The sequence below is a fragment of the Streptacidiphilus sp. PAMC 29251 genome (assembly GCF_054208735.2).
In genome coordinates, this window is sequence record NZ_CM135725.2 from 915,886 (window position 1) to 929,642 (window position 13,757).

Annotated in this window: 15 protein-coding genes; 10 read left to right on the forward strand and 5 right to left on the reverse strand. The window is 70.1% G+C overall.

Features of this window, described 5'->3' with window-relative positions; genetic code table 11:
- The first annotated feature begins 202 nt into the window (after positions 1-202).
- From ACXKR8_RS04260 to ACXKR8_RS04270, 3 genes are read left to right on the forward strand one after another with little or no spacing between them, the layout of a single operon-like run.
- Positions 203-1,198: a FecCD family ABC transporter permease gene (locus ACXKR8_RS04260; protein WP_458274895.1), complete on the forward strand. Its 996-nt coding sequence runs from the start codon at positions 203-205 to the stop codon at positions 1,196-1,198.
- A 3-nt stretch (positions 1,199-1,201) separates the two neighbouring features.
- On the forward strand, positions 1,202-2,269 hold the full coding sequence (locus tag ACXKR8_RS04265; protein ID WP_458271555.1) for a FecCD family ABC transporter permease: 1,068 nt from the start codon (positions 1,202-1,204) through the stop codon (positions 2,267-2,269).
- 7 nt (positions 2,270-2,276) lie between these two features.
- A complete protein-coding gene (locus ACXKR8_RS04270) occupies positions 2,277-3,161 on the forward strand; it encodes an ABC transporter ATP-binding protein (RefSeq protein WP_458271556.1) in 885 nt (294 codons plus the stop codon).
- Positions 3,162-3,209: 48 nt separating this feature from the next.
- Here ACXKR8_RS04270 and argB read toward each other — a convergent pair whose 3' ends face one another.
- Both argB and ACXKR8_RS04280 read right to left on the reverse strand, forming a co-directional pair.
- The gene (argB, locus tag ACXKR8_RS04275) at positions 3,210-4,100 is read right to left on the reverse strand and encodes an acetylglutamate kinase (protein ID WP_458271557.1); all 891 of its coding nucleotides are present in this window, start codon (positions 4,098-4,100) and stop codon (positions 3,210-3,212) included.
- Positions 4,097-5,044: a methionyl-tRNA formyltransferase gene (locus tag ACXKR8_RS04280; protein ID WP_458271558.1), complete on the reverse strand. Its 948-nt coding sequence runs from the start codon at positions 5,042-5,044 to the stop codon at positions 4,097-4,099. The genes argB and ACXKR8_RS04280 overlap by 4 nt, the downstream gene beginning before the upstream one ends.
- A gap of 85 nt (positions 5,045-5,129) precedes the next feature.
- Between ACXKR8_RS04280 and ACXKR8_RS04285 the strand changes: the two genes are divergently transcribed.
- Positions 5,130-6,491, forward strand: a complete 1,362-nt coding sequence (locus ACXKR8_RS04285) for a lysine N(6)-hydroxylase/L-ornithine N(5)-oxygenase family protein (RefSeq protein ID WP_458271559.1) — start codon at positions 5,130-5,132, stop codon at positions 6,489-6,491.
- A gap of 69 nt (positions 6,492-6,560) precedes the next feature.
- Here the strand turns inward: ACXKR8_RS04285 and ACXKR8_RS04290 are convergent, their stop codons facing one another.
- The gene (locus ACXKR8_RS04290; RefSeq protein WP_458271560.1) at positions 6,561-7,058 is read right to left on the reverse strand and encodes a peptidoglycan-binding domain-containing protein; all 498 of its coding nucleotides are present in this window, start codon (positions 7,056-7,058) and stop codon (positions 6,561-6,563) included.
- Positions 7,059-7,328: 270 nt separating this feature from the next.
- Here ACXKR8_RS04290 and ACXKR8_RS04295 point away from each other — a divergent pair, with 270 nt between their 5' ends.
- The gene (locus ACXKR8_RS04295) at positions 7,329-8,342 is read left to right on the forward strand and encodes a lytic polysaccharide monooxygenase auxiliary activity family 9 protein (RefSeq protein WP_458271561.1); all 1,014 of its coding nucleotides are present in this window, start codon (positions 7,329-7,331) and stop codon (positions 8,340-8,342) included.
- Between the two features lie 81 nt (positions 8,343-8,423).
- Here ACXKR8_RS04295 and ACXKR8_RS04300 read toward each other — a convergent pair whose 3' ends face one another.
- Together ACXKR8_RS04300 and ACXKR8_RS04305 are read right to left on the reverse strand one after the other, a co-directional pair.
- On the reverse strand, positions 8,424-8,618 hold the full coding sequence (locus ACXKR8_RS04300; RefSeq protein ID WP_458271562.1) for a hypothetical protein: 195 nt from the start codon (positions 8,616-8,618) through the stop codon (positions 8,424-8,426).
- Between the two features lie 250 nt (positions 8,619-8,868).
- Positions 8,869-9,357: a VOC family protein gene (locus ACXKR8_RS04305; RefSeq protein ID WP_458271563.1), complete on the reverse strand. Its 489-nt coding sequence runs from the start codon at positions 9,355-9,357 to the stop codon at positions 8,869-8,871.
- A 233-nt stretch (positions 9,358-9,590) separates the two neighbouring features.
- Here ACXKR8_RS04305 and ACXKR8_RS04310 point away from each other — a divergent pair, with 233 nt between their 5' ends.
- The 5 genes from ACXKR8_RS04310 to ACXKR8_RS04330 all read left to right on the forward strand — a co-directional run bounded on the left by ACXKR8_RS04310 (position 9,591) and on the right by ACXKR8_RS04330 (position 13,736).
- Complete coding sequence (locus ACXKR8_RS04310; protein ID WP_458271564.1) at positions 9,591-9,815, forward strand: hypothetical protein; 225 nt, start codon at positions 9,591-9,593, stop codon at positions 9,813-9,815.
- Between the two features lie 834 nt (positions 9,816-10,649).
- On the forward strand, positions 10,650-11,228 hold the full coding sequence (locus tag ACXKR8_RS04315) for a DUF1062 domain-containing protein (protein WP_458271565.1): 579 nt from the start codon (positions 10,650-10,652) through the stop codon (positions 11,226-11,228).
- 169 nt (positions 11,229-11,397) lie between these two features.
- On the forward strand, positions 11,398-12,198 hold the full coding sequence (locus tag ACXKR8_RS04320) for an ABC transporter ATP-binding protein (protein ID WP_458271566.1): 801 nt from the start codon (positions 11,398-11,400) through the stop codon (positions 12,196-12,198).
- Positions 12,183-13,484: a hypothetical protein gene (locus ACXKR8_RS04325; RefSeq protein ID WP_462100323.1), complete on the forward strand. Its 1,302-nt coding sequence runs from the start codon at positions 12,183-12,185 to the stop codon at positions 13,482-13,484. The genes ACXKR8_RS04320 and ACXKR8_RS04325 overlap by 16 nt, the downstream gene beginning before the upstream one ends.
- A 39-nt stretch (positions 13,485-13,523) precedes the next feature.
- Positions 13,524-13,736: a hypothetical protein gene (locus ACXKR8_RS04330; RefSeq protein WP_462100324.1), complete on the forward strand. Its 213-nt coding sequence runs from the start codon at positions 13,524-13,526 to the stop codon at positions 13,734-13,736.
- Positions 13,737-13,757 lie beyond the last annotated feature (21 nt).

The following is a 13,757-nucleotide window of genomic DNA, read 5'->3' on the forward strand; positions in this document are numbered from 1 at the left end:
ACCGCGCCTCCCAGGGTGTACGGAACCGGCTTGGCCGGACGATCGCAGGCCATACTAAGGTAAGCATTACCTAACCACGCGGACGCTGGTCCTGGAAAGCCCCGCCCGGCGCGGTGACCAGGGGCCAAGGCCCGCCCACTTCCAGAAAGTTGACGACCTTGGAGACTGCCCGGTGAGCCGGAGCGGCGGAATTCGCCCCGCTCTGCTGGTGGCGCTGCTCGGCGCCGTCCTCGTCCTGATCTGCCTGCTGTCGGTCGCCCTGGGGGCCCGGACGGTGCCTCCCGACCAAGTGGTCCGGGCGCTGTTCGGTCATCCACCCAGCCGACTTGTCGACAACATCGTCTGGTCGGCCCGGGTGCCGCGCACCGCGCTCGGCCTCGCCGCCGGCGCGGCCATCGGCCTGTCCGGGGCGCTGATGCAGGCGCTCACCCGCAACCCGCTGGCCGACCCGGGCATGCTAGGGGTGAGCGCCGGGGCCTCCTTCGCGATCGTGCTGGCGATCGCGGTGTTCGGGTTCGGCTCGCTGTTCGGTTACATCTGGTTCGCCTTCGCCGGCGCGCTGGTGGCCAGCCTGGTGGTCTACCTCCTCGGCCGGCTGGGGCGCTCCGGGCTGACGCCGGTCAAACTCGCGCTGGCCGGGATCGCGGTGACCTCGCTGCTGTCCTCGCTGACCAGCGCCATCGTGCTGACCGACCCGGACGCGCTGAACCGCTACCGGTTCTGGTCGGCCGGGTCCATCGCCGACCAGAGCGGCGGACTCGTGCTGCAGATTCTGCCGTTCCTCGCCCTCGGCGCGGTGCTCGCGCTGGCCTGCGCACCCGCGCTGAACAGCCTTGCCCTGGGCGAGGACGTGGCCGCCTCGCTGGGGCGGCGGCTGGGGCTGGTCCGGTTCCAGGGCGTGGTGGCGGTGATGCTGCTGACCGGCGGCGCGGTGGCGGTGATCGGTCCTGTGGTCTTCCTCGGCCTGGTCGTCCCGCACCTGGCCCGGATCCTGGCCCAGCAGGCCGGTCTCGGACCCGACCACCGCTGGCTGCTGCCGCTGTCAGCACTACTCGCACCCTGCCTGCTGCTCACCGCCGACATCCTCGGACGCATGGTGGACCGGCCAACCGAGATCCAGGCCGGGACCATCGTCGCCTTCATCGGCGGCCCGTTCTTCATCGCCATGGTGCGCCGACGCCGACTCGCGGAGCTCTGAACCATGACCCTGCACGCACCACCTGCCGCCCGTTCTTTCCGATCCTTCCGGCTGGCTGTGCCGCCGGTCTCGGGAATCCTGCGGCCCCGGCTGGTCGCGGTGTCGGTGGCCCTCGCCGTCGCGGTCTTCCTGGTCTTCTGCTGGGGGCTGTCGATCGGCGACTACCCGATCGGCCTCCCCGACGTCGTCAAGGCCCTGTTCAACCAGGGCGATCCCGGCACCCTGCTGGTGGTCCGGGAGTTGCGGCTGCCGCGGGCCGTGGTCGGGCTGCTGGTCGGCGTCGCCTTCGGGGCGTCCGGCGCGCTGTTCCAGACCATGACCCGCAACCCGCTGGCCAGCCCGGACATGATCGGCCTCACCGAGGGCGCCGGCACCGCCGTGGTCGCCGGGATCGTCTGGGGCTGGAGCGGGGTGATCGGCAGCCAGGCGCTCGGGCTGATCGGCGCACTCGGCACCGCGCTCATCGTCTATCTGCTGGCCTGGCGGCGCGGTGCCACCGGCTACCGAATCATCCTGGTCGGCATCGGGGTCTCCTGGATCTGCTCCAGCGCGACCGACTACCTGGTCGCCAGAGGCGGACAGTTCCAGGCCCAGGCCGCACTCGGCTGGTTGGTGGGCAATCTCAACGGCCGCGGCTGGAACCAGGCGGAGCCGCTGGCCGTCGCCCTGGCCGTGCTGCTGCCGACCGCACTGGTCCTGGGCCGGCTGGTGCGGACCCTGCAACTCGGCGACGACGTCGCGGCGGGCCTCGGCACCCGGGTCCAGCCGGTGCGCTTCGCGGTGCTGCTGACCGGCGTCGGCCTGATCGCCTTCGGCACCGCGGCGGCCGGGCCGATCGCCTTCGTGGCGCTCGCCGCCCCGCAGATCGCGCAACGGCTGGCCCGCACCGCGTGGCCGCCGACGCTGGCCTCGGGGCTGACCGGGGCGCTGGTCGTGCTGGCCGGCGACCTGATCGCCCGTGAGGTGATCCCCGGCACGGAGCTGCCGGTGGGCATCGTCACCGGCGTGCTCGGCGCGCCGGTGCTGCTCTGGCTGCTCGTCCGTACCAACCGCGCTGACACAGGAGGCTGAACCGCCCATGTCGACCACCCCCGGGCACTCGCCCCATCACCATCCCCAACCCCCTCACCATCCGGACCTTCGGGCCCATGGGCTGCACCTCTCCTACGACCAACAACCCATCGTCACCGATCTCGATTTGGTGGTACCGGCCGGCCGGATCACCGCCGTGGTCGGTGCCAACGCCTGCGGCAAGTCCACGCTGCTGCGGGCGCTGGCGCGGCTGCTGGCGCCCCGTCAGGGCTCGGTCCAGCTGGACGGTCGGGATCTGCACAGCATCCCGACCAGGGAGCTGGCCCAACACCTCGGCATCCTGCCGCAGGGGCCGGTCGCCCCCGAGGGGCTGACCGTGATCGACCTGGTCAACCGCGGCCGCTCGCCGCACCAGACCTGGTGGCGGCAGTGGTCCGCGACCGACGAGCAGGCCGTCCACGAGGCGCTGGCCGCGACCGATATGACCAGTCTGGCCAACCGCGCGGTGGACGAGCTCTCCGGCGGCCAGCGGCAGCGCGCCTGGATCGCCATGGCCGTCGCCCAGGGCACCCCGGTGCTGCTGCTGGACGAGCCGACCACCTACCTGGATCTGGCCCATCAGATCGACGTGCTGGATCTGATCACCGACCTGAACCGGCGTGAGGACCGGACGGTGGTGATGGTGCTGCACGACCTCAACCAGGCCTGCCGCTACGCCGACCATGTGATCGCCATGAAGGCGGGCCGGATCGTCGCCGAGGGGCCACCGGCCCAGGTGATCACGGCGGAGGCGGTGGAGGACGTCTTCGGGCTCCGCTGCCAGGTGACCGAGGACCCGATCAGCGGCACCCCCCTGGTCATCCCCATCAGCCGCCACCACCGCCCGGCCGGGCCGGTGAGCACCCACCTGGACGCCCAGTCAGTCCATTGACCGGAGGCGGCACCCGGCCCGGCCGGCCGCGCCGGGCCGGATCTGCGGCTACTCGGGCAGCTCCGGCAGGACCGTGGTGCCGGCCGACCCGGTCACGCCCGTCAGGACGGCGTGCGGCACGCGGCCGTCGAGGACGCGGACCGCCTCCACGCCGCCGCGGACCGCGCGTAGGCAGGCCTCCATCTTCGGTCCCATCCCGCCGGTCAGCCGCGGCAGCAACCGCTCGAGCTCCGCCGCGCCGATCCGGTCCAGGACCTGGTCACCGCCCTCATCCTGCTCACCCCCGGACCAGTCCCGGTAGAGCCCGGGCACGTCCGTGAGTACCACCAGCAGCCGCGCACCGAGCGCGGCTGCCACCGCCCCCGCCGCCGTGTCGGCGTTGATGTTGTAGACCTGGCCGTCCTCACCGCGCCCGATGGAGGAGACCACCGGGATGTGCCCGTGGTCCAGCAGCAGCTCCAGCACCGCGACATTCACCCGGGTCACCTCGCCGACCAGGCCGATGTCCACCCGCTCGCCGCCGACCTCGGCATACCGCTTCACCGCGGTGAGGGTGTGCGCGTCCTCGCCGCTGATGCCGACCGCGTACGGGCCGTGGGCGTTCAGCAGCCCGACCAGCTCCCGCTGGACCTTGCCCGCGAGGACCATCCGCACCACGTCCATGGTCTCCGGGGTGGTGACCCGCAGGCCCTGCAGGAACGGGGCCTCCAGCCCCAGCCGCCCCAACTGCACGCCGATCTGCGGGCCACCCCCGTGCACCACCACCGGCCGGACCCCGGCCCGGCGCAGCGCCACCATGTCCTCCGCGAAGGACCGTCCGAGCCCACCGTCGGCCATCGCGCTGCCGCCGTACTTCACCACCACGGTCGTGCCGCGCAGCGGTTCCAGCGCCGACAACTCGTCAGCCGGTTTGTCGGTGACCGCGAGCGCCCCGCTCACGCGCGGGCCGTCAGGTAGCCGCCCATGGTGCGGAAGTAGTCCGTGGCGGCATGCTCGGCGCCGTCCTCGGTGCGCACCCGCTTGACCACCAGTCCGCGCAGCCGCCCGTTCCGGGCTTCGGCTCCGGCGACGATGACCACCCCCTCCCCCTCCCGGATGAAGATCCGCCCGGGCGTCCCCCCGTAGCAGGCCTGCGAGACCTCGGCCGAGGTGATCCGCAGCCGCCGGCCCCGGTGGTGGGTGAACGCATTGGGGTACGGGTCGGACTGGGCCCGCACCAGCCGGTCCAGGTCTTCGGCCGGCCAGTTCCAGTCGATCCGGCTGTCCTCGATCGACCGCTTGTGGAAGAAACTCGCCCGGCCGCGGTCCTGCGGGGTCCAGCGGGCCCGGCCGGAGGCGATCAGGTCGAGCGACTCGTGCACGGTCGGCTCGATCAGGTCGACGGTGCGGTGGAACAGGTCGGTCACCGTGTCGGTGGGCCCGACCGGCACCGACCGCTGCAGCAGGATGTCGCCCGCGTCCAGCTCCGCGTTCATCCGGTGCGCGGTCAGACCGACCTCCGGCTCGCCGTTGACCAGGGCCCAGATCAGCGGCGAGAAGCCCGCGTAGGCGGGCAGCAGCGAGTCATGGATGTTGAGCGTGCCGTGCGGCGGCAGGTCGAAGACGGCGGGCGGCAGCACGGTGCGCCAGTTGTTGGCGACGATGAGGTCCGGTGCCGCCTCCCGCAGCGCGGCGAGCAGTTCGGGGTCGTCCGGCCGGTTGCGCAGCAGCACCGGGACGCCGTGCTTCTCGGCGAGGTCGGCGACCGAGTCGTCCCAGATCTTCTCGTACGCGTGCTCGCTCTTGGGGTGGGTGACGGCCAGGACCACCTCGTGGCCGGACCCCAGCAGCGCCTGGAGGGTGCGATGGCCCCAGGTCTGGTAACCGAACGTGACGACCCGCATGGTGGATCCTCTCCTTGGAGGGCGTGCTTGCAAGGTAAGGCTAACCTTATCTAGGCTGTGGCACGCAAAGGGAGGCGATGCCGCAGTGAACCCACTGCCACGTGAGCCGGACACCATCTATGACATCCTCGGGATCGGCTTCGGGCCGTCAAACCTGGCGTTGGCCATAGCCATTGACGAGTACAACGAGAACGCTCCCGCCGAGGGGGAGATCCGGGCAGGCTTCCTGGAACGGCAGCAGGGCTTCGGCTGGCACCGGGGCATGCTGATCGACGACGCGACGATGCAGGTCTCCTTCCTCAAGGACCTGGTCACCATGCGCAACCCCACCAGCGACTACAGCTTCCTCTGCTACCTGCGGGAGCAGGGCCGGCTGGTGGATTTCCTCAACGCGAAGACGCTCTTCCCGCTGCGGATCGAGTTCCACGACTACTTCGCCTGGGCCGCGGCCCGGGTGCGGCACCTGGTCGAGTACGGGTCCGAGGTGCTGGCCGTGGAGCCGGTGACCGGCGAGGACGGCGAGATCCGCTGGTTCGACGTGCTCAGTCGCGACCCGGCCGCGCCGGACCGCACGCTGGTCCGGCGGACCCGCAACATCTGCGTGGCGGTGGGCCTGGAACCGCATCTGCCGCCGGACGCCGTCCGCTCGGACCGGGTCTGGCACACCAGCGAACTGCTGCCCCGGGTGGCCGAGTTGGCTGTGTCTTCAGAACCCGTACGCCGGGCCTTTGTGCTCGGCGCCGGGCAGAGCGCGGCCGAGGCGGTGGACTACCTGCACCGCAGCTTCCCCGAGGCCGAGGTCTGCGCGGTCTTCGCCAAGTACGGCTACACCCCGGCCGACGACAGCCCCTTCGCCAACCGGATCTTCGATCCCGAGGCGGTCGACCTCTACTTCCACGCGCCGCCCGCGGTGAAACAGTCCCTGTTCGACTACCACCGCAGCACCAACTACTCGGTGGTCGACATGGATCTGATCGAGGCCCTGTACGCCACCATGTACCGGGAGAAGGTCCAGGGGCGCGAGCGGCTGCGGATGCTCAATGTCTCCCGGATCCGCGAGGTCGAGGAACGGGACCACGGGCTCGACGTCACCGTCGAGTTCCTGCCCACCGGGGAACGCGATGTCCTCCCCGCCGATCTGCTGGTGTACGCCACCGGCTACCGCCCGCAGGAACTGGGCCCGCTGCTCGGCCGGGCCGCCAAGCTCTGCCTGCACGACGACGGGGACAGCGTCCGCGTCGGCCGCGACCACCGGGTCGAGACCACAGCGGCGACCAGCGCGGGGATCTACCTCCAGGGTGGAACCGAGCACAGCCACGGACTCAGTTCCACCCTGCTGTCCACCACCGCGATCAGGGCCGGCGAGGTCCTGGACTCCCTGCTGAGCCACCGTCAGGATGCCCTCGCCGACCGCTCAGCCGCTGTGGCGGCGACCGCGCAGGACTGAGCACAGCGGCGGTACCGGCGTGCCGGCCGGTGCCGCCGCTGCCCCTGAGCCCCACAGGTCCATCAGGGATCAGGGATTGGCGCCCAGAGCGGCCTGACTATGAGCGCCGTAGACCCCGGTCGGATCGCCGGTGATCCCCCAGTTCTGCTGGAGTTGGGTGACACCGCGGACGGTGGCCCGGTCGTAGACACCGGTGATCGCCACATAGGTGAAACCCTGCGCGAACAGTCGCCGTTGCAGTTCGGCGACAGCGGGTCCGCGGTCGCCCGGCCCCAGCACGGTCGGCTCGCGCGGGGCGAACACCACGGGCTTCGGCCTCGCCACCGGGGCTGCGGTAGCAGTCTTCCGGGGCGTCGCCGGTGCGCTGACCTGGACCGCAACTCCGATGCTGCTGCTCGCTGTTGACGGTGCGACAGAAGCGGGCACGGTCGCCACCGGTGCCTGGGGCGACGGACGGCCGACGGACGGCCCGGTCGCCTCCACGAGTGTGGTGATCGCCGCAGCCGTGGCCCCCAGAGCCAGCAGGGCGAGCACCGCGGACGAGGGCCGACGCCGTTCGGTAGGCATGGCGTGACGCCGCACCGAATTCGTGCGAACTGCGTTCATTAATGTCACTTTTCTTTCGGAAATCCTTTCATCGCCGATTACCAGCAGGCGACGAGCTGCATCATTGCATCGGCAGCACACATACGTCCTGCACTTTCCGGATATCCGGCCGAAGTCTCAACTGACCATTAAGACGCCCCTAATGACGCTTTGTCAGCGCCGGTCGGGCCAATGCGGGCGGCTAGTGTGAGCGCTTCCCCGACTTCCCACGGCAAAGGAATTCCTGCCGCCATGCCCAGTGTCAAGCCCAGTTCCAAGCCCAGTTCCAAGCCCACACTCTCCCGCCGCCGCTTCCTGACCGTCCTCGGCCTGCTGCTGTCGGCCGGCACCCTGGCCGTCACCGCGGGAGCGGGAAGCGCGTCCGCGCACGGTTCGATGCAGGATCCCCTGAGCCGGGTGGAGGGCTGCTACCTGGAGGGCCCCGAAAACCCCACCTCGGCCGCCTGCAAGGCCATGGTCGCCGTCGCCGGACCGGCGCCGCTGTACGACTGGATGAGCCTGCGCATCGGCGACGCGGACGGGCGCAGCCGGCAGATCATCCCCGACGGGCAGTTGTGCAGCGCCGGTCAGGCCGAGTACCACGGGCTGGATCTGGCGCGCGCCGACTGGCCCGCCACCAACCTGACCGCGGGCAAGCCCTTCACCTTCCGGTTCCGGGCCACCGCCCCGCACAAGGGCAGCTTCCAACTATTCGTCACCAACGCCAGCTACGACCCGACCAAGCCGCTGACCTGGTCAAATCTCGACGCAAAGCCGTTTCTGACGGTTGCCGACCCGCCGCTGGTCGACGGCTCCTATGTGATGCCGGCGACGGTCCCGGCCGGGCTGACCGGCCGACAGCTGATCTACGCGATCTGGCAGCGCAGCGACAGCCCCGAGGCCTTCTACTCCTGCTCGGACGTCGTCTTCGACGGCAGCGGCAGCAGCGCCCCGGCCCCCACCCCGTCGATGGATCCCAATATGGACATGGGCCCAGACCCCACCCCGAGCACCAGCCCGAGCAGCGCAGCACCGGTCCCGCTCAGTGCCGCGACACCGGCGACACCGGCGGGACCGGCGGGACGGGCGACACCGGCCGCGACCGTCTCACCCGCCGGCCACCGCCGCGCCGCCGCGGTCCTCGCCGAGACCGGCCAGAGCCACGGCACCACCGTCCTCGCCTCGCTGGGCGCCACCCTCCTCCTGGCCGGCGCCGCCATCATGCTGACCCACTACCGCCGCCGCACCCGCGCCGGCCGAGGCTGAGCGCTCCCTCCGGCCGCGCCGGCCTGCGCAGCGTGGGGGAAACCGAGGTCGGCCACGGTGGCAGTTTTGACCCGGCGGATCTCATCCCGGCCGTGCGCGGTGGTGCGGGTCTTGCCCAGCAGCGGCACGTCCCGCCAGGGTCTGGGAGTGCAGGGCGTCGAAGGTGACCACGGTGTCGGTCAGGTCGAACTCGGCGAGCATGGGCCGGAAGACGGTGAATTCGTTGGTCCTGCCGTCCACCTCGCGCTGGGCGGTGACAAGGCCGGTGGCGGTCATCGCGGCGAGCAGGTGAACCTGGGTGCGGATGGGAGGACGGCACCTTGGCGTAGTCGCAGTGCCAGATGAAGTGGTCCTCAAGGAAGGCGGTGGCGAGGCGTTCGGCGGTTTCCTGGCCCTGGTAGGTCCAGCGGATCCGGATCAGGCGCTAGAAGCAATACAGGACCGAGACCACACTCGCCATCACCTACAACGACGACGGCACGATCGGGTCCGCTTCGACCTACAAGTACAGCGGTACAGCCACCCTCTACTGTGACTGAGCCGGTGCTGACTTGACCGTGGCGTAGGTAGCTCCGGCAGTAGTCAGATCAGGGGCCTGCTCGGCGTCGTCCCAGAAGCCAGCAGGCTCCTGATCCTCAGCACTCTCCTCGAACCTTCGCAACTCCTGTGTGCTGGAAACGACTTGGAATTCGTTCCCTTCGGGGTCCGCCAGTGTGACCTCACCGAAGCCGAAGCCGCGGTGGTACTTGCGGACGACCCGAGCACCCAGCCCCACAAGCCGTACTACCTCGTCGGGAAGTACGCGATGTGCTGGACTGAGAGCGAGACCCGTATGCCGGCCTTCGCCCGGTGCCTCCTCGATCAGGATTCCAGGGGAGTCTTCGTCGTCGGCGAAGGCGATCAGAGCACCTGTAGCGGTTCCCCGTGCGGGCCGCCCCAGGGCCTTCCCCCAGAACTCGGCCAGGCCGAGGACATCGCTGCTCGGAATAGACATGAACCTGATAACAAGTGCCATGTCAGCAGCCTATCTCCCACCGTCAGATGTAATTGCCTGTCTTTGAAGTTGATCCCCTGACTGGTCGGCTGAGGTGTGGACGGGTGAGTGCTCAATTGGCGGGCTCATGGGAGAGTCCGCTGATGGGGCAGGGCGGCGTCGTTCAAAGCGTGGTGGTGAACCGCTCTGCAGCTCGATGACCAGCCACTTTCGGATGGTTGTGGAGTCGGGGTGGCCGGTCGCGGGCAGCCAGCGTGGGGAGCGTTGGCCTGGTCGTGGAGGTGCGGGTGCCGTCGGTGATCGCGTTGCTGGAGGTCCGTGAGGCGCGGGCCCGGGAGGAGTTGGAGTCCTGGCTGGAGATGCTGCGGGAGGCCGACGTGCAGGCGGAGGCGGCCCGGCAGCGGCTGGACCATGCGCGGATCGCCCGCGAGGAGGTGGCGCTCATTCGCCGAGGGGGCAGTCCCGGCCCGGGAGGGTGACGGGGCGTCACCCGTGCCGGCCGTGGCGGAGGAGTCCGTGCGGCTGGCCGGGGCGGTGCCGACGTCTGCGGTGCTGCGGGCTACGACGCCCGGCCGCCGGTGTGGCAGACGGGGCTGGGGCCTGATGCGTTGAGCGGTGCCTACCGGCAGGTCTTCGCCACGGCGCCGGCCGCATCGGGGCCGATGACGGTCCAGGAGCTGACGCGGGCGGCTTTGAAACGCCCCTGCAGCCAAGGGTAGGGGAATTCGGTTTTGAATTCCTCGGAAATTCATTGCCCAAATCACCCAACAGGGATTATCTGGCCCACTTTCGATGTATACAGCACCGAATTCTACGCGAACTACCGGATACTGAAACGGGAGCGGATACGTCTGGAGGCTGCCGAGCGGTTCCGCGGAGACTCGGCGAACTGGCCCTGGGAGCAGTCGGCCTGACGGTCCGAGTGCAGACGGCCCCAGCTGACTTCCAGGTGGGGCCGTGGCATGTCCGGCGAACCACGGTGCGAACAATTCGGTGGCGCGGCCCGGGCGGCCGACGTTACCGTCGGGCCGTCACCCCAGGACCGCCGACCGGCGCTTCCGCACGCTCCGTCGAGGACGGTCCCCTTGTACAACAGCTGAGACGTTCACCGCGCCGAGAAGGCACGCCGCGCCCTGACGGGCCCCGGGCCGCGCAGCGCCATTGCGCTGACGGTCTGCTTCAGCGTGCCCTCGGCAGGTCATCCGTCCGGCTGCCCACCACGTGGCACCCGCTGATCGATCCGGCGCCACGGCCATCCGTCCGTGCCGCGCCCGTCTCGCAACGAGGATCTCGAAGCAGATCGGCCTTCCCAGGTGCACGACATCACCTTCCCCCTGCGCGCCACCACAGAGTGGCTCGTACGCCCGACGACCTTTCCGACCATCCGGCGCCGATGCCGGACCTGTCCCTCCACGGCCTACCGAACCCAAGGACGGTTCCGTGTCAACGCACACCACAAGCTCCTCGACATCTGGCTGCTGGCGCGGTGCGTCCGGTGCGACCGGACGGTCAAACTGACAGTGCTGGAGCGCGTCCACGTTCGCGCCGTCGAGCCCGCGATGCTCAGCGGCTTCCGCGACGACTCCCCCGAACTCGCGGCGAAACTGCTGGCCGATCCTCAGCTGGCGCACCGCAACGACGTCACACTCGACTGGACCGACGCCTGGGCCATCAAGATGCGGCCCGACGAGCTGCCCAAGGCCGACATCCTCGACGTCGGCGTCCGCTTCGCGCAGTGCATCCCGCTCCGGACGACAGCGCTCATCGCGACGGGCCTGGCCCTGTCACGTGCCGAGGTCACCAAACACATCGCCGCCGGACGGATCACCTCCGGCCAGGGGCTGACCGGTCGCTGCACACAGGACTTCAGCTTCGTGTTCCACCAGCCGTGAGCAGTCGCCGTCCCGGCGCAACGCCACCGGGCCGTCGAGTTGCAGGTGCGTCATGGCCGGTGGCCGTGTGCCCGGGGCCGAAAGGAATGCGGCCAATCTGCTGCGCGAACAGTTACCGACCGGTCATGATCGATTCGCTTTCGATCATCCCCTCCCTCCTGGAGTACCCGTGTCCCCCGCTCCACAGTCCGCCGCGAACCCCATCGGAGCCCACCCCGCGCTGCAGTTCTCCGGTCTCCACAAGCAGTTCGGCGACACCGTCGCAGTCGACCACATCGATCTGTCGGTGCCGCAGGGCTCCTTCTTCGGACTGGTCGGCCCCAACGGCGCCGGCAAGACCACCGCCCTGAACATGGCCGTCGGCCTGCTGCGCCCCGACGGCGGCACCGCCCGGATCTTCGGTACCGACGTGTGGACCGACCCCGTCGCCGCCAAGGCTCTGATCGGTGTCCTGCCCGACGGCATGGCGCTGCCCGATCGGCTCACCGGGCGCGAAGTACTCACGTACATCGGCCTTCTGCGCGGCATACCTCGTGAGACTGTCGAGCAGCGCACCCAGGAGCTCCTGGAGGTACTGGAGTTGGACGCGCCCTCGGTGGAGAACACCGTGGTCGTCGACTACTCCACCGGGATGCGTAAGAAGATCACCCTGGCCACCGCCCTGCTGCACGGCCCCCGGCTGCTGCTGCTGGATGAGCCGTTCGAGGCGGTGGACCCGGTCTCGGCCGCCACCATCCGCATCATCCTGCAGCGCTTCGTCGCCTCCGGCGGTTCCGTCGTCTTCTCCAGCCACGTCATGGCGCTGGTGGAGCAGCTCTGCGACCAGGTGGCGGTGATCGCGCACGGCCGGGTGCAGGCCCACGGCACCCTGGACGAGGTGCGTGGCAGCACGTCCCTGGAGGAGGCTTTCGTGCACATCGTCGGGGCTCGGACCGGTGGAACGGAGGGCCTGTCGTGGTTGGCGTCCTGATCGAGATGCGCGGCGCGATCCTGCGCCGCAGGACCAGTACCAGGAAGGGCGCCGCCGGCGCCCTGGCGCTGGCCGTGGTGATCCTGTTGCTGGCGATCAGCACCCTGCTGGCCGGCTTCGCCCACTACCACGTGGCCGGTGCGGGCACCGACGTGATGGCCACGCTGACGTTCGGCTGGCTGATCGGATGGGTGACCGGGCCGCTGTTCACCGGCGACAACAGCGAACTGCGGCTGGACTACTTCAAGCTGCTGCCGATCGCGCCGCGCAAGCTGGCCAACGCCATGCTGGGAGCGGCGTTCGTCGACGTCTCGCTGCTGTTCAGCCTGGTCGCGTTCGCCGCGGTGATCGCCTACGGGGCGCAGGCCGGCGTCGCCGCGGCCCTGGTGGGCGTGCTGGCCATGCTGCTGACGCTGGCCCTGGCCGTCACCGCTTCCACGGTGGCCGTCGGGATCCTGGGACCCACCGTCAGCTCCAGGCGCGGACGCGACTTCGGTGCGATGGTGATCGCTCTGCTGATCACCCTGGTGTCCCTGGCGTCGGCCCTGGTGCCGCTCGCCGCCAAGGCCCTGACCGGCGGTCACTCTCCGCTGCTGTCCGCGGTGGTGCGGATCCTGCCCTCGGGATGGGGCGCGGTGGCGGTCGGCGCCGCGATGCGCTCCGACTGGGCCCTGGCCTGTCTGGCGCTGGGGGGCCTGCTGGTGCTGACCCTCGCCCTGGCACTGGTCTGGCCCGCCGTGCTGGAACGCAGGCTGAGGATGTCCTCGAGCGGGGGCAACAGTCCCAAGCGGAGCGCGGCACGGTCGGCCCCGAAGCGTCGGCTGCTGCCCTCCACGCCCATGGGCGCGGTCATCGGCAAGGAACTGCGGATGTACTCCCGCTCGATGCTGCGCAGCGTCTCCCTGATGATCGCGTTCCTGGTCGGGGTCATGGCCTGCGTCATCCCTTCACTGAGCGGTGTCGAGCTGATGCTGCCCTTCGCCGGACTGCTGTTCACCGCCATCGCCGCCGCCTGCTTCACCAACCTCTACGGCGACGATGGCACCTCGCTGTGGTTGACCGTGGTCATCCCCGCCGTGGAGCGGGTGGACGTCCGGGGCCGGCAGTGCGCCTGGGCACTGGTCGTCGGTCCGGTCGGGCTGGTGCTGACGGTGGTACTTCACAGCGGTCAGCGGGCAGGACTGGTCCTGGCCCTGGGTGCTGGCCGCAGAGCCCTCGCTGGTGGGCGGCGGGGCCGGATTGCTGCTGATCGTCTCGGTGCTCACCCCGTTTCCGCTCTCCGCTGACGGCGGTCCGACCCCCAGCGCCAGCTGAAGGTCAACCTGATGCTGATCACGCTGCCGGTACTCGCCCTGCTCCCGGCCGCCGTACTGCTGATCACCGGCACCGCGGGGCACTCGGCGACGCTGGAGTGGATGGCCCTGCCGATCGGCATCGGCTGGGGCGCACTGCTGTGGTGGGGGCTGGGCCGGGCCGCCCAGCACCGGCTCCAGGCAGGCGGCCCCGAACTGTTCACCTCCATCAGGCGAACCGGCTGAACGGGCGGCAGTCCTCGGTCA

Bases quoted from the DNA above. Each gene is read 5' to 3' on its own strand.
- ACXKR8_RS04300 (WP_458271562.1), bottom strand. From the start codon at position 8,618: ATGACCGCCACCGGCCTTGTCACCGCCCAGCGCGAGGTGGACGGCAGG.
- ACXKR8_RS04270 (WP_458271556.1), top strand. From the start codon at position 2,277: ATGTCGACCACCCCCGGGCACTCGCCCCATCACCATCCCCAACCCCCT.
- ACXKR8_RS04290 (WP_458271560.1), bottom strand. From the start codon at position 7,058: ATGCCTACCGAACGGCGTCGGCCCTCGTCCGCGGTGCTCGCCCTGCTG.
- ACXKR8_RS04295 (WP_458271561.1), top strand. From the start codon at position 7,329: ATGCCCAGTGTCAAGCCCAGTTCCAAGCCCAGTTCCAAGCCCACACTC.
- ACXKR8_RS04265 (WP_458271555.1), top strand. From the start codon at position 1,202: ATGACCCTGCACGCACCACCTGCCGCCCGTTCTTTCCGATCCTTCCGG.
- ACXKR8_RS04280 (WP_458271558.1), bottom strand. From the start codon at position 5,044: ATGCGGGTCGTCACGTTCGGTTACCAGACCTGGGGCCATCGCACCCTC.
- ACXKR8_RS04330 (WP_462100324.1), top strand. From the start codon at position 13,524: ATGCTGATCACGCTGCCGGTACTCGCCCTGCTCCCGGCCGCCGTACTG.
- ACXKR8_RS04305 (WP_458271563.1), bottom strand. From the start codon at position 9,357: ATGGCACTTGTTATCAGGTTCATGTCTATTCCGAGCAGCGATGTCCTC.